This is a genomic window from Kribbella sp. NPDC051587, assembly GCF_044453945.1.
Lineage (GTDB): Bacteria > Actinomycetota > Actinomycetes > Propionibacteriales > Kribbellaceae > Kribbella.
Map to the genome: position 1 here is coordinate 64,306 of NZ_JBITDE010000024.1, position 18,967 is coordinate 83,272.

Here is an 18,967-nt window from a genome sequence, read left to right on the forward strand (position 1 = left end):
AACAGCTTGCAGGAGAGGGATTCCAGTGCCGATCACGTTGTCCGCGCGGTCCGTCCGGCGCGCCGCGCTGGCGGGCGCCGCCGCCACTCTCAGTATCGCCCTGGCGGCCTGTGGCGCGAACTTCAGCGCCCAGACCTCCCAGCCGTACCAGCCGGCCGAAGGCACCAACGCCTCCTCCGGTGGCATCGTGGTCCGCAACCTCCTGGTCCTGGCCTCCGAGGACGGCAAGGGCGAACTGCACGGCGTCGTCGTCAACAACGGCACCGCCACCGACACCCTGGTCTCGGTGACCCAGGCCGCCCCCGGCACGCCCGACGGCCAGGACGGCAGCGACCAGCCCGGCGTCGTCACCTTCGGCAAGTTCGAGGCCCTGCCCCTGCAGGTCGGCGCGGCCCTCACCCTCCCGCAGACCCCGGGTGTCGAGGCCCCCACCACGACCCCGAGTACGACGCCGACGGCCGTCCCCACGGATGCCCCGACCGCGACCCCGGCGACGCCCACGGCGGCCCCGGCCAAGCCCTTCTCGGTCACCGGCGCCAAGCCCGGCCAGATGGTCAACCTGGTCCTGACCTTCGCCAAGGCCGCCCCCATCACCACCTACGTCCCGGTCCTCACCGAGGACCACTACACCCCCAGCCCGCGCGACGACGCGCCTGCGGGCGAGCACTAGCCCCTCAGGGGTTCCTCCAGACAGGCCGAACGGGCCGCTCCCGGCGCGGGGCGGCCCGTTCGTCGTACCGGCGGGGCCTGTGGCCGAGGTCCCGTCGGACGTTCAGTTGGCGGCTTGGGCCGCCTTGGCGAGCTCGGGGATCATCTTGTCGAGGACCCACGGGACGCTCAGGACGCTGACCGAACTCATGCCGGAGATAACCTGCTGGTCGTCGAGGGCGTAGGCGCTGCCGCGCTTGACCGCGCCGAGCGAGGAGTAGATCGGGTCGGCGGCGAACTTCTGCGGGCCGAGGCCGTCGACGTACGCGATCAGGACGTCGGCATCGGCGTCGGCGATCTTCTCCTTGCTGATGGTGACCGCGAACTCCTTCTTGGCGTTCGCCTTCTCCAGGGTCTCGACGCCGGGGGCGTTCACGAAGCCCATCTGGTTGAGGATCTGCACGCGCGGGTCACCGGGCATGTAGATGTAGTTGTCCTTGCCGAACGAGCCGACCGTGATGGTCTTGCCCTTGAATTCGGGGTGCTCGGCGGCGACCTGCTTGACCTTGTCGTTCAGGCCGGTGATCAGCTTCTCGGCCTCGGCCTTCTTGCCGAGGGCCTCGCCTACCAGCAGGGTCTGGTCCTGCCAGGTGGTCTGCCACGGGGCGCCGGGGTAGGCAACGGTCGGCGCGATGCCGGACAGGGTGTCGTACGTCGCCTTGTCGAAGCCCTCGTACGGCGCCAGGATCACGTCGGGCTTCAGCGCGGCGATCTTCTCGAACGGGTACTTGTCACCGGTGTCGAGGAGCTGGGTCTTGGCCGGGTCGAACCAGTCGGCGTCCCACGCGCTCACCCCGGCCGCGGTCGGGCCGTAGGTGACCTTGGGGATCGCCACCGGGGTCTCACCGAGGGCGTGAACGATGTCCTGGGCGTTCCAGCCGAGGGTGACGATGCGCTGCGGCTTCGCGGGAACGACGGTGTCGCCGAAGGTGTTCTTCAGCGTCACCGGGAAGCCGGTGGACGCCGTACTCCCCGCTCCTTGCGGCTGGGCGTCGTCGCTGTCACCGCACGCGACGAGCAAGCTGGATGCGATCAGTACGCCGGCGGCCGCACTGATCACCCTGCCGGCCTTGATCGAAGGGAAGGGGGGCCATGCCATGGAAACTCTCCTCAGTCGGATCCTCAACTAAGGACAGCCTAAGCTAACTACAAAGGTGATGGCACCCGCGAGACCATGACCCAGGACACAACCCGGTCAGGAGTCGAACTTGTAGCCCAGGCCGCGAACGGTGACCAGGTGCTGCGGGTTCGACGGATCCTTCTCGAGCTTCGACCGCAGCCGCTTCACGTGGACGTCGAGGGTCTTGGTGTCACCGACGTAGTCGGCGCCCCAGATCCGGTCGATCAGCTGCCCACGGGTGAGCACCCGCCCGGTGTTGCGGAGCAGCATCTCGAGCAGCTCGAACTCCTTCAGCGGCAGCCGGATCTCGGCGCCACCGACGGTCACGACGTGCCGCTCGACGTCCATCCGGACCGGCCCTGCCTCAAGGGTGTCCGGCAGCAGCTCGACGTCCTGACCCCGCCGCAGGACGGCGCGGATCCGGGCCAGCAGCTCGCGCGGGCTGTACGGCTTGGTGACATAGTCGTCCGCGCCCAGTTCGAGCCCGACGACCTTGTCCACCTCGGTGTCCTTGGCACTGACGATGATGACCGGGACGTTGCCCCGGCTCCGCAGCGCCCGGCACACCTCGGTACCGGACAGGCCCGGCAGCATCAGGTCGAGCAGCACGATGTCCGCACCGGCCCGGTCGTACTCGTCCAGCGCGTCCGGCCCGGTCTCCGCGACGGCGACCTCGAAGCCTTCCTTGCGCAGGACGTACGACAACGCGTCGCTGTAGCTCTCTTCGTCTTCGACGACCAGCACTCGGGTCACGAAGCTGTCTCCTTTGTGATCTGCCCTGACGGGGTAGGCGTCAGAGTGACGGCCGGCTCCTCCTGGCTGGGGGAACCGGTCTGGCCCTCCGCGGAATCGAGCCGCAGTGGGAGTCTCACGGTGAATGTGGAGCCTTGTCCTTCGACACTCCACACCCGTACGTCGCCGCCGTGGATCGAGGCGATGTGCTTGACGATGGACAACCCGAGCCCAGTACCGCCGGTCTCCCGGCTGCGGGCCCGGTCCACCCGGTAGAACCGCTCGAAGATCCGCTCCAGGTCACTGGTCGGGATGCCGACCCCCTGGTCGCTGACCGTCACCTCGACCAGGTCACCGATCGGGTGCGCGGCGACCGCGACCCGGGTGCCATCGGGGCTGTAGTTGACCGCGTTCTCCACCAAGTTGCCGATGGCAATGGACAGCTGGTCCTCGCTGCCCATCACCTCCAGGTCCGGCTCGGTCTTCACCACGATCTTGATGTCGCGGTCCTCGGCGTCCACCCGGCACCTGTCGACGGCGGCGTCGATCACCTCGTTGATGTCGACCGAGTGCGGGTGTTCCAGCGGGTCGTCGCCCTGCAGCCGGGACAGCTCGATGATCTCCTTGACCAGGCGGCTCAGCCGGGAGGCCTCGATCCGCATCCGGTCCGAGAACCGCTGCACCGCCTCCGGGTCGTCCGACGCCTCGGAGACCGCGTCGGCGAGCAGGATCAGCGCACCGACCGGGGTCTTCAGCTCGTGACTCACGTTGACCGTGAAATCGCGCCGGATCGCCTCCAGCCGCCGTTCGCGGGTGCGGTCCTCGACCAGCACCAGCACCAACTGGCTGCCCAGCGGCGCCACCCGGGCGCTCACGTACTGCGTGGCGCCGAGCCGGCCGCGGACGATCTCCAGGTCCTGCTGGCGAATCTCGCCGTCCCGGCGGACCGAGCGGACCATGGTCAGGATGTCGTCGACCACCAGCCGCTCACCCCGGACGATGCCGAGCACGTGCGCCGGAGCGCTCGCCTGGAGCACCTGGTCCTCGGGACCCATCACGACCGCGGACGAGCGCAGTACCGACAGAACCGTCGCCACCCCACTCGGTACGGCGGGGTCCGGGGACTCGGGGATCTTGCGCTGGGAGCGTTCGGAAAGCATCATCGCGCCGAGTGAAAGGAGGGCCAGGGCTGCGCCAATGACGCCGCCCAGCACCGCAGCCAGCGTGGGATCCACAGCACCGATGCTACGCGGGCAACCAGCAGGGAAAGACCGAATGAGCACCGGATGACCGGGACGCGTCACAACTGTTCATCAGGCGTTCACCACTCGTCGCCGACCGGCAACCTCGACGGCATACCGTCACCGTTGGGCGGGTACTGGCCTGTCCGGCACCGGGCCACGGGCACTCAGAAGATCGGAAACGAACACAATGCGTGACAGTTACCACGAGCAGCTCGACGACATCCTCGCCGAGCTCGAGCGGATGACCCGGACGGTCTCGACCGCTGTCCGCCGGTCCACCGCCGCCCTGCTGGAGGCCGACATCCGGCAGGCCGAGGACGTCATCGCCGCCGACATCCAGCTCGACGCCGCCGGCGAGGGCGTCGAGGAGAAGGTCTTCGAGCTGATGGCCCGCCAGGCCCCGGTCGCCAACGAGCTGCGGATGCTGGTCGCCGCCCTGCGGATGGTCGCCGACCTCGAGCGGATGGGCGACCTCGCCGCCCACGTCTCGAAGATCGCCCGCCTGCGCTACCCCTCCCCGGCCATCCCCGCCGAGCTGCACGACGTGATCGCCGAGATGGGCTCCGTGGCCGGCCAGATGGTCGACGCCGCCGGTGACGTGATCAAGACCCGCGACGTCGACGCCGCCACCAAGCTCGAGGCGACCGACGACGAGATGGACAAGCTGCGCAGCAACCAGTTCCGTCAGATGATGGACGACACCTGGCCGCACGGCGTCGAGGTCGCCGTCGACATCGCCCTGCTCGGCCGCTACTACGAGCGCATCTCCGACCACGCCGTCTCGATGGCCCGCCGCGTCGTCTACCTCGTCACCGGCGAACTCCCCGTAGCCATCGGCGGCACCGCCGCCGGCTCCGGCGCCGGCGCCTCCACCCCCAACCCCAACGGCAACAACTGACCAAACGCCGTACAAAAAGTAGCCCTCGGCAACCACTTGGTTGCCGAGGGCTCTTTTCGTTGCGTGGACAAGTCGCCGCCCCTTCCCCCGGCTGACGTCCGAAGGCTCGCGGAGCGTGGTCGGCGTGTCTTCGGACGTTATCGGTGCGGTCAAGCCCGTACGACGTTGTGCACGGCTCGACCACTTCGGCGGTCGAAATGTGGTTGATGGGTGCACAAGGTCGAGCTCACCCGAAACCTTGAGCACGGCTCAGTCATATTCGCGGGCGGGAACTGGTTGAGGGGTGCTCAAGGTGACCCGCCGCCTCAATCCGCAGCCTCGGCAGCCCGAAGAGCCCCATTTGATGGGCTGACCCATCCCGTGAGGGGAGGGCTAGCCGCATGCGTTTGGCCAACCCGCCACCAGGCTGGCCAGCCCATCAGCTGCGGTTCTCCTGACTGGCACAGGGCGACGTGAATCACCCGTGCGGGTAGCAGGGCGGCGGGTTGTCCACAGGGGAGAAATCGGCGGCTGGGCCGGGTGGCCGGCTGGATACGTTCTTTGGCATGAACGCATCGGATATCGCCGCCCTGCTAGCCAACCCCCACGAGTTCAAGGATCCGACATCGCTGACCGGTCAGGAGCTGCTGGCCGAGTTGGACGCGCTCCACGTCCGACAGACGCTACTTCTGTGGATCCAGCTCCGGCTGCTCGAGAGCAATCCGGAGGTCGTCGCGACTCATCCCGACCTCCAGGACAAACTCGATTTCCTCCGGACGCTCGACCTCGAGGGGGTCAGCGGCCTTGGTTCTTGACGGCTTCGATGGCTTCGGCGGCGGCCTTGGGGTCGAGGTATTCGCCGCCGGGGGTGATCGGCTTGAGGTTTTCGTCGAGTTCGTAGAGGAGGGGGAGGCCGGTGGGGATGTTGAGGCCTACGACGGTGGGCTCGTCGAGGTTGTCGAGGTGCTTGACGAGGGCGCGCAGGGAGTTGCCGTGGGCTGTGACGAGCACAGTCTTGTTGGCGCGCAGGTCGGGGACGATGGCGTCGTACCAGTAGGGGAGCATCCGGGCCACGACGTCCTTGAGGCACTCGGTGGTGGGGATGATCTCCGGGGCGAGGGCCGCGTAGCGGGGGTCGCCGGCCTGGTCGAACTCGGAGCCGCGCTCGATGGCGGGCGGCGGGGTGTCGTAGGAGCGGCGGAAGAGCATGAACTGCTCCTCGCCGAGCTCCTCGAGGGTCTGCTTCTTGTCCTTGCCCTGCAGGGCGCCGTAGTGGCGCTCGTTCAGCCGCCAGGAGCGGCGGACGTCGATCCACTGACGCTCGGCGACCTCGAGGGCGATGTTCGCGGTGCGGATCGCCCGGCGCAGCACGGAGGTGTGCAGGACGTCGGGGAGCAGGCCGCGGTCGCGGAGCAGCTCACCACCGCGGTGCGCCTCCTCGACGCCCTGGGCGTTCAGGTCGACGTCGACCCAGCCGGTGAACAGGTTCTTGGCGTTCCACTCGCTGTGGCCGTGGCGGAGCAGGATCAGGCGATAGGTCATGCCCGCAGCCTACTTGGGCTCCAGCCAGCCCTTGAAGGCGTCCAGATTGCGGGTGGACTCGCCGCGGGAGATCCGCCAGTCGTACTCCTTGCGGATCGAGGTGGCGAAGCCGAGTTCGAGGATCGTGTTGAACGAGGAGTCGGCATACTCCAGTACGGCGCCGAGCAGGCGGTCGACCTCGGTCGGGGTGATCGCGTGCAGCGGGACGCGCCCGTCCAGGTGGATGTCGCCGAGGTGGTCGATCGCGAAGGCGACGCCGTACATCTTGAGGTTCTTCTCGAGCAGCCAGCGGTAGACGGCCTCGTGGTTCTCGTCGGGGTGCCGGGCCACGAACGCGTGCACCTGGACCGCCTGCGCGCCGACCGTCAGCGCGACCGTGGTCTTGAGCTTGCGCTCCCCCGGCAGGTCGGCGCTGAACACGCCCAGCGTGGTCTCGGTGTACTCGATCTCGTTCTCGGTCAGCACCTGACGGATCACATCCGCCGCGGACACTCGCATTCAGAACACCTCAGCAGCCATCGTCTCCGCCGCGGTCCGGTACGCCGCCAGCGTCTTGCGAGCGGTCAGTTCCCAGCCGAAGCCTTGAGCGTGCTTGACCGCCGCCCGGCTCATCGTCTCGCGGGTGACCGGATCCGTCGCGATCCGGGCCAGCGCGTCGGCGAAGTCGTCGACACTGTGCCCGTTGACCAGCAACCCGGTCTGGCCATCGGCCACCGCAGTCATCAGCCCACCCACGGCCGCCGCGACAACCGGCGTACCGCAGGCTTGGGCTTCTAGCGCGACCAGCCCGAAAGACTCCGAGTACGACGGTACGCAGACGACTGACGCGGCTCGGTACCACTCGGCCAAACCGCTGCGCTCCATCGGCTTCACGAACCGGGTCACGTCGTCGACCCCGAGGGCTCGCGCCAGCTCGGCATGCGCTTCCGGGTGCTCCATCCCGTTCCCAGACGGACCGCCGATGATCGCCACCACCAACCGGGAACGCAGTGACGGATCCCGCTCCAACATGCGTGCAGCAGCGCGGATCAACAGATCAGGCGCCTTCAACGGCTGGATCCGCCCGACGAACGCCAGCACGATCGCGTCCTCCGGTACGCCGACCGTGCGCCGGGCCGCGGCCTGATCACCAGGGACGAAGACCTCCAGATCCACGCCCGGGTTGACGACTTCGACCTTCGCCGGTTGGGCGCCGTACAGGCTGATCAGTTCCTGGGCCTCGTCCGGAGTGTTGGCCAGCAGGCGGTCCGCGGACTCGACCACCTGCTCCTCGCCGATCAACCGAGCGGGCGGTTCCGGTACGTCGCCCTCGGCCAGGCTGGCGTTCTTGACCTTCGCCATCGTGTGCATGGTGTGCACGAGCGGGACCGCCCAGCGGTCACGCGCGAGCAGGCCGACCTGCCCGGACAACCAGTAGTGCGAGTGGATCACGTCGTACCAGCCGGGCTCGTGGATCGCCTCGGCGCGCAGTACGGCGCGGGCGAACGTGCACAGCTGGGCCGGGAGCTCGTTCTTCGTCAGGCCCTCATAAGGACCGGCAGCCACGTTGCGAACCGTCACGCCGGGCATCAGTTCGACCCGCGGCGGAAGCGCCGACGTGGTCGCCCGGGTGAAGACGTCGACCTCGATCCCGAGCTCCGCGAGCTGTTTGGACAGCTCCACGACGTACACGTTCATGCCGCCGGCATCACCGGTCCCCGGCTGGTCCAGCGGCGAGGTGTGCAGGCTGATCATCGCGACCCGCCGCGGCGGACGGTCGACGGACGGCGGCAGACTCACTCCGCCAGCGTACGCCGGTAAGTGGAGCTACCTCCCCTATGGGAGGCGGACTGAGCCCACTGTGGTGCGGGCCGTGCGCCGAAAGCATGAAGACATGCACAAAGTCCTCGCCGAAGTACGCACGTGGCATCGCCCGTTGATGCTGATGGTCTCCGTCATGGCCGCTCTGGTCCTCGTCGCCGCCGTCGGTCTGCTGGTCGACAACCGCACCATCCTGAACGAGTCCGTCTGGCTCAAACCGTTCAAGTTCGGCCTCTCCTTCGTCCTGTACGGCGCGACGCTCGCCTGGCTGTTGTCCCGGCTGCGCAAGGCCAAGCGGTTCGGATGGTGGGTCGGGACCGTGTTCGCGGTCACCGGCGTCATCGATGTCGGCTTCATCGCGGTGCAGGCCGCACGGGGCACGTTCAGCCACTTCAACTCCAACGCCGACACGTTCAACCAGGTGGGGCAGCAGGTCTTCATGTCCGGGGTGCTCGGCCTGTTCGGCGCGAGCCTCGTGGTCGCGATCATGCTGCAGTTCCAGCGGGTCGGGGACGCTCCGCTGAACCGGGCGATCCGGACCGGCATCGCGCTGGCCGTGGCCGGTATGGGCCTGGCGTTCTACCTGGTCGGCTCCACCGGTACCAAGACCCAGACCACGGACGCCTACGGCAACCCGGTCACCCTGTCAGGCAGCCACGGCATCGGCGTCGAGGCGGGCGGTCCCGCTCTGCCGCTCACGCACTGGAGCACGGTCGGTGGCGACCTGCGCGTCCCGCACTTCATCGGACTGCACGCGATCCACGCGCTGCTGGCGGTCGTCGTACTGCTGAGCCTCCTTGCGGCTCGCGTGACCTGGCTACGTCCGGAGCGGGTTCGCGCGCGGCTCGTCGGTGCGGCTGCCATCGCCTACACCGGTCTGATGATCGCGACCAGCACGCAGGCGTTCCGCGGTCAGTCGGTGATCCACCCGGACGGGCAGACGCTGGGGATCTTCGGTGGATTCGTCGCCCTCGGTCTCCTGGTGGTCGCGGTCACGATCGCCGCCGCCCGGCGGCAAGGTGAGACGAGTTCGATGCAGATCGCGGCGGGTGAAACACTGAAGGTATGACTGCGAATCGTCCTCTTGCCGTGGTGACCGGAGCGAGCAGCGGGATCGGGGCGGCGACCGCCCGCCGGCTCGCCAAGGATGGCTTCGAGGTGATCGCCGCCGCCCGGCGGCTGGATCGGATCGAGGCGCTGGCCAAGGAGATCGACGGCCGTGCGGTCCAGTGCGACGTGACGTCCGCCGAGGACGTGGCCGCACTGGCCGCGACGGTCGGTGACCGGCTGGATCTGCTGGTGAACAACGCCGGCGGCGCGTTCGGCGCCGAGCCGGTGGCCGAGGCCGATCTGGACGCGTGGCGGCGGATGTACGAGGTGAACGTGATCGGCGTCGCCGCCGTCACCAAGTCGTTGCTCCCGGCCCTTATCGCCGGGCGGGGCACGATCATCGTGATGGGTTCGACGGCCGGTCAGGTCGCCTACGAGAACGGCGGCGGGTACGTCGCCGCCAAGCACGCCGCGAAGGCGGTCGTCGACACCCTGCGGCTGGAGCTGTTCGACCAGCCGGTGCGAGTGAGCGAGATCGCACCCGGCATGGTGAAGAGCGAGGGCTTCGCGCTGACCCGCTTCGAAGGCGACCAGGCCAAGGCCGACGCCGTGTACGCCGGAGTCGCCGAGCCGCTCACCTCCGACGACATCGCCGACATCGTCAGCTGGGTCGCCAGCCGGCCGCCGCACGTCAACCTCGACCGCATCACCGTCCGGCCGCGCGCCCAAGCCGCACAGCACAAGGTGCACCGCGTGCAGTGACGCGCTGATCATGGACTGGCAGCCGCCCGCCGGGTGACGTTTTCGTGGATACGAACGGTGACCGGTAGGATAGAGCTGCTGTGCCTTGCGTCGAGTGGCCGAGATCTCGTGACTCACCAAGACGATTCACGACACACCGTAGCCACCGCCTGACACCCAGTCTACTGCTTGGAGCGCTTCCCCATGCCTGTCCGTAACGACCTGCGCAATGTCGCGATCGTGGCCCACGTCGACCACGGCAAGACCACCCTGGTCGACGCGATGCTGTGGCAGTCCGGCGCCTTCGGCGCCCACCAGCACGTGGACGAGCGGGCGATGGACTCCGGTGACCTGGAGCGTGAGAAGGGCATCACGATCCTCGCCAAGAACACCGCCGTCCGGCACAAGATGGCCAACGGCGAGCAGATGACGCTGAACATCATCGACACCCCCGGCCACGCCGACTTCGGTGGTGAGGTCGAGCGCGGCCTGTCGATGGTGGACGCGATCGTGCTGCTGGTGGACGCCTCCGAGGGCCCGCTGCCGCAGACCCGGTTCGTGCTCCGCAAGGCGCTGGCCCGGCGGATGCCGGTGATCCTGGTGGTGAACAAGGTCGACCGTCCGGACTCGCGGATCTCCGAGGTCGTCGACGAGACCTACGAGCTGTTCATGGACCTGCTCGACCACGACGCCGACCAGAGCGCCCTGGACTTCCCGGTCGTCTACGCCTCGGCGCGGGCCGGCCGGGCGTCGCTGACCGCGCCCGCCGACGGCACCCTGCCGGACTCCGAGGACCTCGAGCCGCTGTTCGAGACGATCCTGGCCAACGTTCCGGCCCCGGAGTACACCGAGGGCGCGCCGCTGCAGGCGCACGTCACCAACCTGGACGCCTCGCCGTTCCTCGGCCGGCTCGCGCTGGTCCGGGTGCACGAGGGCACGCTGAAGAAGGGCGCCCAGGTCGCCTGGTGCCGCCACGACGGGTCGATCCAGAAGGTCAAGATCACCGAACTGCTGGTCACCGAGGCGCTCGAGCGCGTCCCCGGCGACTCGGCCGGCCCGGGTGACATCGTCGCGATCGCCGGTATCCCGGAGATCATGATCGGCGACACCCTGACCGACCCGGACAACCCCAAGCCGCTGCCGCTGATCACCGTGGACGAGCCGGCCATCTCGATGACGATCGGTACCAACACCTCGCCGCTGGCCGGCCGGGTCAAGGGCACCAAGGTGACCGCCCGCCTGGTCAAGGACCGGCTCGACCGCGAACTGGTCGGCAACGTGTCGCTGAAGGTGCTGCCGACCGAGCGTCCGGACACCTGGGAGGTGCAGGGCCGTGGTGAGCTGGCGCTGGCCATCCTGGTCGAGCAGATGCGTCGCGAGGGCTACGAGCTGACCGTCGGCAAGCCGCAGGTGGTCACCCGCGACATCAACGGCAAGAAGCACGAGCCGGTCGAGCGACTGACGATCGACTGCCCCGAGGAGTACCTGGGCACCGTCACCCAGCTGCTCGCGGTCCGCAAGGGCCGGATGGAGCAGATGACCAACCACGGCACCGGCTGGGTGCGGATGGAGTTCCTGGTCCCGGCCCGCGGCCTGATCGGCTTCCGGACCGAGTTCCTCACCGACACCCGCGGTACCGGTATCGCGCACCACGTCTTCGAGGCCTACGAGCCGTGGTTCGGCGAGCTGCGCACCCGCCCGTCCGGTTCGCTGGTCTCCGACCGCAGTGGCGCCGCGACGACGTACGCGATGATCAACCTGCAGGAGCGCGGCACGATGTTCTGCGAGCCGGGCACCGAGGTGTACGAGGGCATGATCGTCGGCGAGAACTCGCGCTCCGACGACATGGACGTCAACATCACCAAGGAAAAGAAGATGACCAACGTCCGCTCGAACGCGGACGAGTTCGAGAAGCTGGTCCCGGCCCGCAAGCTGTCGCTCGAGCAGTCGCTGGAGTTCTGCCGCGAGGACGAGTGCGTCGAGGTCACGCCGGACGCGGTCCGGATCCGCAAGGTCGCGCTGACGCAGATCGAGCGCGCCAAGCTGGGGCGCAAGAACAAGGCCTGATTCGCCTTTTCTCAACACGGTTCGGCAACGTCGGTCCCGAGGACGCGCGCGGAAATACAGCGGTGTGATACACCCTTTTTCGGCGCGCGCCGGGAAGTTTCTTCCGGATCGTTACCAACCAGACGTCCATGGCCGACGTCTGACTCTGTGAACAGCAAAACTTCAGTTGGGGGAAGGACGAACACCATGGGTATTCTGCGCAAGCTCGGCGCGACCATGACCGCCGTCGCATTCGTGGGGGTCGGCGCACTCACCGCCGCCACGACGGCCGAGGCCGCGACCGTGGCACCCAAGACCGCCGTGGCCGTGCCGCAGAAGGCAGTCGCCAAGACCAAGTACATCGGTCGCTACCACCTGGACCCGCGGTGCATGAAGGGCCGCACGATGTGCATCAACAAGAAGACCCGCAAGCTGGTCTACCTGGTCAACGGCAAGACCGTGTACGTCCTGGACGCCCGCTTCGGCACCAGCAAGACGCCGACCCGCAACGGCGCCTTCAAGGTGCAGCGCAAGTCCAAGAACCACGTCTCGACGCTCTACAAGTCGAAGATGCCGTACGCGATGTTCTTCAGCGGCGGCCAGGCCGTCCACTACTCGTCGGACTTCAAGGCCCGCGGGTACAACGGCGGCTCGCACGGCTGCGTCAACATCCGCGACAAGGCCAAGCTGGCCAAGATCTTCGCCCAGATCAAGGTCGGCGACAAGGTCGTCGTCTACAGCGGCTGATCCACAGCACTCTCACAGCGGCCGGGGCTCACGCCTCGGCCGCTGTTGCTTTCCCGAACGCCTTGTACAGCCGGGGTTCTACCAAGCAAAACGTCGCCGTGACGACACCAGACGCCGTACGACGAAGTGTCCGTACGGCGATGTCTGCCGCGGACTGGGCCGGCCAGCCGAAGATCCCGGCCGACACCGCGGGCAGCGCCAGCGTCTTCACGCCGAGCTCGTCCGCGATCCGCAACGCATTGCGGTAACACGACTCCAGCAACGCCGGATCCTGTTGCCCAGCGGTGTAATTCGGCCCGACCACATGGATCACGTACGACGCGGGCAGCCGCCCACCCGTCGTCCAGACCGCCTCACCGGCCGATGCTCCCCGGGGATAGCGCTCGATCAGCTCGGCCAGGATCTTCGGACCGCCGGCCCGGTGGATCGCGCCGTCGACACCGCCGCCACCGCGCAGGGCGTGGTTGGCGGCGTTCACGATCGCGTCCACGCGCACAGTGGTGATGTCCGCCGTACTGAGAATGATGTCCATGCGGTGCTCCGGTCACGAGTTGCACACAAAGGGTGCGGTTGGCCTGGTGGGCAATTTACGCTGGGGGGTCAACAAAATTGGCTGTGAGGACGTCCTACGGGGTAACGGGGACAAGGTCGACGGAAGGATGTCCGATGCGCGCGCTGATCATTCGCAACGTCGTGGCCGGGCTGGTGGCCGGGGCGACGGTGGTGGCGGTGGCTGGGGCCGGAGTGGTGGCCAAGGCCGCGTCCGTCGAGGTCAAGGCGGTGCCGTTCGAGGTCAGTGGACAGCTGCCGATCTACCCGAAGGCCGTCTACAAGTACGGCGCTGTCAGCGTCAGCGTGCGGAAGCTCGAAGCCCGCTTGATCCAGTTGAAGCTGCTCGACAAGCAGTACCTGGACAACGAGTACGGGACGATGACCCGGAGTGCTGTGAAGAAGTTCCAGCAGTCCAAGGGGATTCCGCCGTTGGGGTATGTCGACCAGAACACCTGGGACAAGCTCGCGGCCGTCACCAAGGAGCCGACGCAGAAGGAGCTCTACCCGCCGGTGCCGGTGGTCGACGGGCGCAAGCTCGATGCCCGCTGCTCGACCGGGGTCGCGCTGTGCATCGACAAGACCACCCGCAAACTCCGGTACGTCGTCAACGGCGTGGTGAAGATGCAGATGGATGTCCGCTTCGGGGCCGTGAAGACGGCGACCCGCGAGGGCGGCTTCACGGTCGGCTGGAAGAGCCGTGACCACGTGTCGAAGCTGTACGACTCGAAGATGCCGTTCGCGATGTTCTTCAGCGGCGGCCAGGCCGTGCACTACTCCTCGGACTTCGCGGCCCGCGGCTACAACGGTGCGTCGCACGGCTGCGTGAACGTCCGGGACCTGGCCAAGATCAAGATCCTGTTCGACGAGGTCCACGTCGGTGACAAGGTGATCGTCTACCGCTCGTAGGCATCCGTCAGAGCGGACGGGGGCCGCGCCGGCGGCGAATCCCCCAGCCGCCCCGGCCACGGCCGGTGGCGGCGCGCAGGGCGGGCCGGGCGTCGACCAGGTAGACCCCGGCGGCCGCGATCCCGATCAGGCCGAAGAAGCTGAACCAGCCCTGGAAGATCTGGCTGAGCGAGAAGACGACCAGGATCAGCACCCAGCCAGGCTTGGTCAGCTTGTCCGCGGCGATGAACACCGCCCGCGGCCGGAGGGCCGCATCGACGAGCGCGACCAGCTTCATCGCGAGCAGCACCCACCAGATGATCTCGAACGGGCCCGCGAACCCCGGGAAGAGGTTCGGGAACGTGGCGAGTGGGAGCATGCCCCGAGCCTAGCCGAAAGACCGGGCGGCCCACCCCTGTGATCCACAGGGGCGGGCCGCCCAGGCGCAAACTTCTACCGACTGACGGGTAGTTATTACGCCCCGTCATCGCGCAGCGAGACGAAAGCTCCGTCAGTCGCCGATCTTGGCGGCGGCGTCGGTGGTGGCCTTGGCGGCCGTCTTCGCGGTCTTCTTCGCGGCGGTGGTGGTCGCCTTGACGTTGCGCTGCGCGGTCTCGGCGGTCTTCTTCACCGTGGTCCGGGTGGCCTTGGCCTTGCTCACCGTGGTCTTCGCGGCGGCCTCCAGGTCCTCGGTGGCCTTCTGCGAGCGGATCCGCTCGACCAGCTCCTTGCCGCGGCCGGCCAGGTCCTCGTAGGTCTCCTCGGCCTGGCCCAGAACGGTGGTCAGACCGGCCTGCGCGACGGCCGGCAGCTCACGGAGCTTGGCCGGGGCGGTGCGGGCGTCGGCGACGAGCGCCTCGAAGCGCTTGGTCAGCTCGGCCTGACGCTTGGTCAGCTCGGCGGTGAGCTCGCTCTGCCGCTTGCTGAACTCGGCCTGCACGCTCTTCTGGTCGAGCTTGGCGAACCGGGTCGTGACGTCCTCGCTGACCGCGCGGAACTTCTCCACGGCCAGGTCGCCGGCGCCGGCGATCGCGTACAACGGGGTGACAGGGGTGCGGGTAGCCATCAGGCTTCTCCTTGAATTTTCGGCGAGTTGGTACTGCGGGGTCGTGCAGGGGTCTTCTTGGCCGTCGCGGCCGCCTTCTTCTTCGGCGGCGCTGCGACGACGGGCTCGTCGGCGGGTGTGTTCTCACGGACGAAGGAGCCGTACACGTCCAGCAGGACCCGCTTCTGGCGCTCGTTCAGCGCCGGGTCGAGCAGGATCGCGTCGACCACACCGGAGGCGCGCCGACCAGTGGCGCCGCCGTCCGAGCTGTCGTCCGGATCGAGGATGCCGGCCCGTACGTACAGGGTCTCCGCGGAGATCCGCAACGCCTTCGCGAGCTGCTGCAGCACATCGGCCGACGGTTTCCGCAGGCCGCGCTCGATCTGGCTCAAGTACGGGTTCGACACACCGGCCAGGTCGGACAGCTGCCGCAACGACAACTGCGCCTGCCGCCGCTGCTCGGCAAGGTACTCACCAACGGAGCCCACCGAACCGGCAACACGATCACTCAACCTGGCCATGTCCCCAGTGTGCTAGCAGCGTGCTTGCAATTGCAAGCAGACCCACCGTGACCTCACTCACGCACCGGGTAATGCGCCGTTAACCGAACGCCGGCGCGTGCGGCCGCACCGACCCCACCGGTACGCCGCCACCCAGCAGCGGGAACTCGATCTGCTGCTCGATCACCTCGTGCTCGATCCCCAGCTTCCCCAGTACTGCTGCCATCACCACGGCCCGTGCCCGCGGCGTACCGTCCTCGATCTTCACCGCGATCCCACGGCCGTCCTCGAGACCCACCGCATACACGGCCTCGGCACCCACCTTGCAGAACAGACCCGGAATCGCGCGCATCAGCGCGGTCTCGTCGCGCATACTCCCGCTGGCGTACTCGGGGTACGCCCGGTAAGCGTCCTTCACCTTGGCCTCGAGGGTTCCGGGCGCGGCAGCGGCGAACAGACCGAACGACCGAGCCAGGCCGGCCAGGCTGATCGCGAGGATCGGCGCACCGCAGCCGTCGACGGCGACGTACGAGACCTTCTCTCCCGCGGTGTCCTCCACCGCGGCGCGGATGACCTGCTGGAGCGGGTGATCGGGAGAGCGGTAGGTGTCGAGCGGCCAGCCGTTGACCACACAGGTGAGGAGCATCGCCGCGTGCTTGCCCGAGCAGTTCATCGCGATCGATTCCTGGCCGTGCCCGGCACGCACCCAGGCGTCCCGGACGGCGTCTTCCAGCGGGTACGCCGGAGGCGTCTGCAGCGCGGACTCGTCCAGCTTTCCGAGGGCGAGGATCTCGCGGACGCCGTCCACGTGGAACGGCTCACCCGAGTGGGAGGCCGCAGCCAGCGACAGCAGTTTCCCCTCCAGGGGAAGGCCGTGGCGGAGCATCCCGAGCGCCTGCATGGGCTTGTTCGACGAGCGGGGGAACATCGGCTGGTCGACGATGCCGACCGACCACGCCACGGCACCGTCGGGGTCGGTGACCACGACGGAGCCTCGGTGGTGGCCTTCGACGAAGCCACTGCGGACGACATCGGCCAGGATCACAGGTTCGCTCACGGCACGAACTGTACGGCCTGGATGTCAGGGGCAAAAAGTGATCTTGCGAATGATCCGGCTCACAGCCGGGAGCGGACGTGCAGGCCGACCTCGGGGTCGACCAGGAGCTCCTGGGTCGCCGTCACCGTCGGCTGGTCCTCGGCGACGACCTCGAGGATGGCTTCGGGGTCGACGTTGCGCTTGACCAGGGCAAGCGCGATCGGGCCGAGCTCGTGGTGCCGCGCCGCGGAACCAATGAACCCGATCTGCTTCTCACCAGCCCGTACGGCGTACCCGTGCGTCGGCAGGTGGTCGACCGAACCGTCCAGCAGCAGCCGCACCAGGCGGCGCGGTGGGCGGCCGAGGTTGTGCACGCGGGCGACCGTCTCCTGACCGCGGTAGCAGCCCTTGTCCAGGTGGACGCCGACGCCCAGCCAGCCGAGCTCGTTCGGGATCGCGCGCTCGTCGGTGTCCAGGCCGAGGCGCGGATGACCGGCCTCGATCCGGAGCGCCTCGTACGCCCAGATACCGGCCGCCGGGCCTTCGAGGGCGGCCAGTTCGGCGCGCGGCAGGAAGACCTCGTGACCGCCGAGCGAGTCCGCGCCGGAGCGGGTCAGGTGCTCGCCGGTAGCCGGTCCCGGCCGCCAGACGATCGCGTAGTCGTCCGTCACGTCGGTGATCTCGACGCGGGACATGAAGACCATCTTCTGCAGCCACTCGACCAGCGCCACCGAAGCACCCGGCTCGGTGTGGACCCAGAACGTCTCGCCGTCGTCGACGCCGTACATGGCGTGCTCGACGTGGCCGGTCGGGGACAGCAGGAGCGCGGTGGTCGACGTACCGGGCTTGAGTCCTTCGAAGTACTGGGAGGTGATCGCGTGCAGCCAGGTCAGCCGGTCCGGGCCCTTGATCGTGACGACATCACGGTGCGACAGGTCGACGAAGGCCTCCCCCGCGACGATCGCGCGTTGCTCCCGCAGCTCCGAGCCGTAGTGCGCCGCGACTCCGGCGTCGAGTCCATCGGCCTCGACGGCGGCGGGCCGGTCGAGCAGGGGGCTGCGGGTCCGTGACATGTCACCAGAGTACGTCGCCCGGCGTACGGCGATCGCCTCCCTCCGTGGGATGTGGACCGAACCGCCCGCGGGCCAGGCTGTGGGTAAACCATTCGGAGGGAGACAGACGATGAGCGACAGGCGATTCCGGTTCGGGGTAGCGGGCAGTCCGGCGAGCGGCGCGGAGTGGATGACGACGGTACGGCGGGCGGCTGAGCTCGGGTATTCGACCGTGCTGATGCCGGACGGGCTGCAGCTCCCGTCGCCGTTCCCGTCGCTGGCGATGGCGGCCGCGGTGGCTGACATCCGGGTCGGCACCTTCGTGGCAGCCGCGACGCTGCGGACGCCGCGGCAGGCCGCTTGGGAGGCGCACACGCTGACCTTGCTGACCGACGGGCGGTTCGAGTTCGGAATCGGTACCGGACGGCCGATCGCCGAGAAGCAGACGGCCGACGTCGGTCTGCACTGGGGTACAGCTCGTGAGCGCCGCGAGCAGGTCATCGAGACCCTGGAGATCCTGCGCGAACTCGACGGCGAAGTCCGCACGCCGATCATGCTCGCCGCCGGCGGCCCCAAAGCCCTCGCCCTCGCCGCCGAACGCGCCGACATCGTGTCACTGGCCAAGGACGCCACCACACCCCGCGAAGAGGTCGCCGCCCTGGCCGCCGAACTCCGCACCCTGGCCGGCGCCCGGGCCGACGACATCGAGCTCGCCATGAACCTCCTCGCCGCCGGCACCCGCCCCCTCCCGCCCTGGACCAAACGAGCCGCCGGCGTAGACGCCGAGACCCTCGAGTCCATGGACTCCCTGATGCTCCTCCGCGGCACTCCCCAGGAAATGGCCGACGAACTCCAACGCCGCCGCGACACCATCGGCGCCACCTACATCTCCGTCAACGCCGGCTACCTAGAAGACCTGGCCCCCGTCATCGACCTCCTAGCCGACAAGTAACCCGGTCCCCCATCACCCACCAACCCCCGCCACCACCTCAAGCCCACGCTCAGCCCCTCTCCAAATCGCGCCCCGTGCACGACTTAGACGGTGATGGAAGTCCGCCCCCCATATGGACGTCCATCCTCACTCACCAACCTCCGCCGCCACCCCAACCCCACGCTCACCCACCACCCGCGCAACCCCGCGCACACGGGTTAGACAGTGGCGGGCGTCCGCACCCCACCCCATCAATGATGGGCGGGGTGGTTTCAGCCGGTTGTTGCACGTAGCGCCTCGTTGAGGGCTTGGGCTGGAGTCTGCCAGCCCAGGGTCTGTCGGGGGCGTGTATTCAGCTT

General features: G+C 68.2%; 21 protein-coding genes. 9 read left to right on the forward strand and 12 right to left on the reverse strand.

Going from position 1 to position 18,967, the window contains the following annotated elements:
- Positions 1–25: 25 nt before the first annotated feature.
- A complete protein-coding gene (locus tag ACIA49_RS41690) occupies positions 26–670 on the forward strand; it encodes a hypothetical protein (protein ID WP_396383906.1) in 645 nt (214 codons plus the stop codon).
- A gap of 102 nt (positions 671–772) precedes the next feature.
- Here ACIA49_RS41690 and ACIA49_RS41695 read toward each other — a convergent pair whose 3' ends face one another.
- The 3 genes from ACIA49_RS41695 to ACIA49_RS41705 all read right to left on the reverse strand — a co-directional run bounded on the left by ACIA49_RS41695 (position 773) and on the right by ACIA49_RS41705 (position 3,795).
- Positions 773–1,807 carry an iron-siderophore ABC transporter substrate-binding protein gene (locus ACIA49_RS41695; protein WP_396383907.1) on the reverse strand — a complete coding sequence of 345 codons (1,035 nt, stop codon included), beginning with the start codon at positions 1,805–1,807 and terminating at the stop codon, positions 773–775.
- A gap of 96 nt (positions 1,808–1,903) precedes the next feature.
- Positions 1,904–2,581 carry a winged helix-turn-helix domain-containing protein gene (locus tag ACIA49_RS41700; protein WP_391542241.1) on the reverse strand — a complete coding sequence of 226 codons (678 nt, stop codon included), beginning with the start codon at positions 2,579–2,581 and terminating at the stop codon, positions 1,904–1,906.
- Entirely contained in the window at positions 2,578–3,795 is a 1,218-nt protein-coding gene (locus ACIA49_RS41705) for a sensor histidine kinase (RefSeq protein WP_396383908.1), read from the reverse strand. Before ACIA49_RS41705 ends, ACIA49_RS41700 begins: the two co-directional genes overlap by 4 nt.
- Before the next feature lie 196 nt (positions 3,796–3,991).
- Here ACIA49_RS41705 and phoU point away from each other — a divergent pair, with 196 nt between their 5' ends.
- Both phoU and ACIA49_RS41715 read left to right on the forward strand, forming a co-directional pair.
- Positions 3,992–4,702 (forward strand): phosphate signaling complex protein PhoU, encoded by a 711-nt coding sequence (phoU, locus tag ACIA49_RS41710; protein WP_396383909.1) that lies wholly within the window; start codon positions 3,992–3,994, stop codon positions 4,700–4,702.
- A 545-nt stretch (positions 4,703–5,247) separates the two neighbouring features.
- Positions 5,248–5,496, forward strand: coding sequence for a hypothetical protein (locus ACIA49_RS41715; protein WP_396383910.1), 249 nt, complete (start codon positions 5,248–5,250; stop codon positions 5,494–5,496).
- Here the strand turns inward: ACIA49_RS41715 and ACIA49_RS41720 are convergent.
- The 3 genes from ACIA49_RS41720 to mshA are packed head-to-tail and all read right to left on the reverse strand — an operon-like array spanning position 5,477 to position 8,002.
- Positions 5,477–6,223: a phosphoglyceromutase gene (locus ACIA49_RS41720; RefSeq protein ID WP_396383911.1), complete on the reverse strand. Its 747-nt coding sequence runs from the start codon at positions 6,221–6,223 to the stop codon at positions 5,477–5,479. The two genes, ACIA49_RS41715 and ACIA49_RS41720, sit on opposite strands and share 20 nt — an antisense overlap.
- 9 nt (positions 6,224–6,232) lie before the next feature.
- Entirely contained in the window at positions 6,233–6,721 is a 489-nt protein-coding gene (locus ACIA49_RS41725) for a YbjN domain-containing protein (protein WP_396383912.1), read from the reverse strand.
- Positions 6,722–8,002, reverse strand: coding sequence for a D-inositol-3-phosphate glycosyltransferase (mshA, locus tag ACIA49_RS41730; protein ID WP_396383913.1), 1,281 nt, complete (start codon positions 8,000–8,002; stop codon positions 6,722–6,724).
- A 94-nt stretch (positions 8,003–8,096) separates the two neighbouring features.
- Between mshA and ACIA49_RS41735 the strand changes: the two genes are divergently transcribed.
- The 4 genes from ACIA49_RS41735 (at position 8,097) to ACIA49_RS41750 (ending at position 12,607) form a co-directional block, all read left to right on the forward strand.
- Complete coding sequence (locus ACIA49_RS41735) at positions 8,097–9,092, forward strand: hypothetical protein (RefSeq protein WP_396383914.1); 996 nt, start codon at positions 8,097–8,099, stop codon at positions 9,090–9,092.
- Positions 9,089–9,835: an SDR family NAD(P)-dependent oxidoreductase gene (locus ACIA49_RS41740; RefSeq protein WP_396383915.1), complete on the forward strand. Its 747-nt coding sequence runs from the start codon at positions 9,089–9,091 to the stop codon at positions 9,833–9,835. The genes ACIA49_RS41735 and ACIA49_RS41740 overlap by 4 nt, the downstream gene beginning before the upstream one ends.
- Before the next feature lie 183 nt (positions 9,836–10,018).
- Positions 10,019–11,881 (forward strand): translational GTPase TypA, encoded by a 1,863-nt coding sequence (gene typA / locus ACIA49_RS41745; protein ID WP_396383916.1) that lies wholly within the window; start codon positions 10,019–10,021, stop codon positions 11,879–11,881.
- A 186-nt stretch (positions 11,882–12,067) separates the two neighbouring features.
- A complete protein-coding gene (locus tag ACIA49_RS41750) occupies positions 12,068–12,607 on the forward strand; it encodes a L,D-transpeptidase (protein WP_391542250.1) in 540 nt (179 codons plus the stop codon).
- A 28-nt stretch (positions 12,608–12,635) separates the two neighbouring features.
- Here ACIA49_RS41750 and ACIA49_RS41755 read toward each other — a convergent pair whose 3' ends face one another.
- A complete protein-coding gene (locus ACIA49_RS41755) occupies positions 12,636–13,139 on the reverse strand; it encodes an O-acetyl-ADP-ribose deacetylase (RefSeq protein WP_396383917.1) in 504 nt (167 codons plus the stop codon).
- Between the two features lie 134 nt (positions 13,140–13,273).
- Here ACIA49_RS41755 and ACIA49_RS41760 point away from each other — a divergent pair, with 134 nt between their 5' ends.
- Positions 13,274–14,065, forward strand: coding sequence for a L,D-transpeptidase family protein (locus ACIA49_RS41760; RefSeq protein ID WP_396383918.1), 792 nt, complete (start codon positions 13,274–13,276; stop codon positions 14,063–14,065).
- Positions 14,066–14,072: 7 nt separating this feature from the next.
- Here the strand turns inward: ACIA49_RS41760 and ACIA49_RS41765 are convergent, their stop codons facing one another.
- The 5 genes from ACIA49_RS41765 to ACIA49_RS41785 form a co-directional block, all read right to left on the reverse strand.
- A complete protein-coding gene (locus tag ACIA49_RS41765) occupies positions 14,073–14,423 on the reverse strand; it encodes a DUF2516 family protein (protein WP_396383919.1) in 351 nt (116 codons plus the stop codon).
- A 132-nt stretch (positions 14,424–14,555) separates the two neighbouring features.
- On the reverse strand, positions 14,556–15,110 hold the full coding sequence (locus ACIA49_RS41770) for a hypothetical protein (RefSeq protein WP_396383920.1): 555 nt from the start codon (positions 15,108–15,110) through the stop codon (positions 14,556–14,558).
- Positions 15,110–15,610 carry a helix-turn-helix domain-containing protein gene (locus tag ACIA49_RS41775; RefSeq protein ID WP_396383921.1) on the reverse strand — a complete coding sequence of 167 codons (501 nt, stop codon included), beginning with the start codon at positions 15,608–15,610 and terminating at the stop codon, positions 15,110–15,112. Before ACIA49_RS41775 ends, ACIA49_RS41770 begins: the two co-directional genes overlap by 1 nt.
- 79 nt (positions 15,611–15,689) lie before the next feature.
- Positions 15,690–16,646 carry an asparaginase gene (locus ACIA49_RS41780; protein WP_396383922.1) on the reverse strand — a complete coding sequence of 319 codons (957 nt, stop codon included), beginning with the start codon at positions 16,644–16,646 and terminating at the stop codon, positions 15,690–15,692.
- Between the two features lie 59 nt (positions 16,647–16,705).
- Positions 16,706–17,698, reverse strand: a complete 993-nt coding sequence (locus ACIA49_RS41785; protein WP_396383923.1) for a YgfZ/GcvT domain-containing protein — start codon at positions 17,696–17,698, stop codon at positions 16,706–16,708.
- Positions 17,699–17,807: 109 nt separating this feature from the next.
- On the opposite strand from ACIA49_RS41785, the gene ACIA49_RS41790 reads away from it, so the two are divergent.
- Positions 17,808–18,629 carry an LLM class flavin-dependent oxidoreductase gene (locus ACIA49_RS41790; protein WP_396383924.1) on the forward strand — a complete coding sequence of 274 codons (822 nt, stop codon included), beginning with the start codon at positions 17,808–17,810 and terminating at the stop codon, positions 18,627–18,629.
- Positions 18,630–18,967 lie beyond the last annotated feature (338 nt).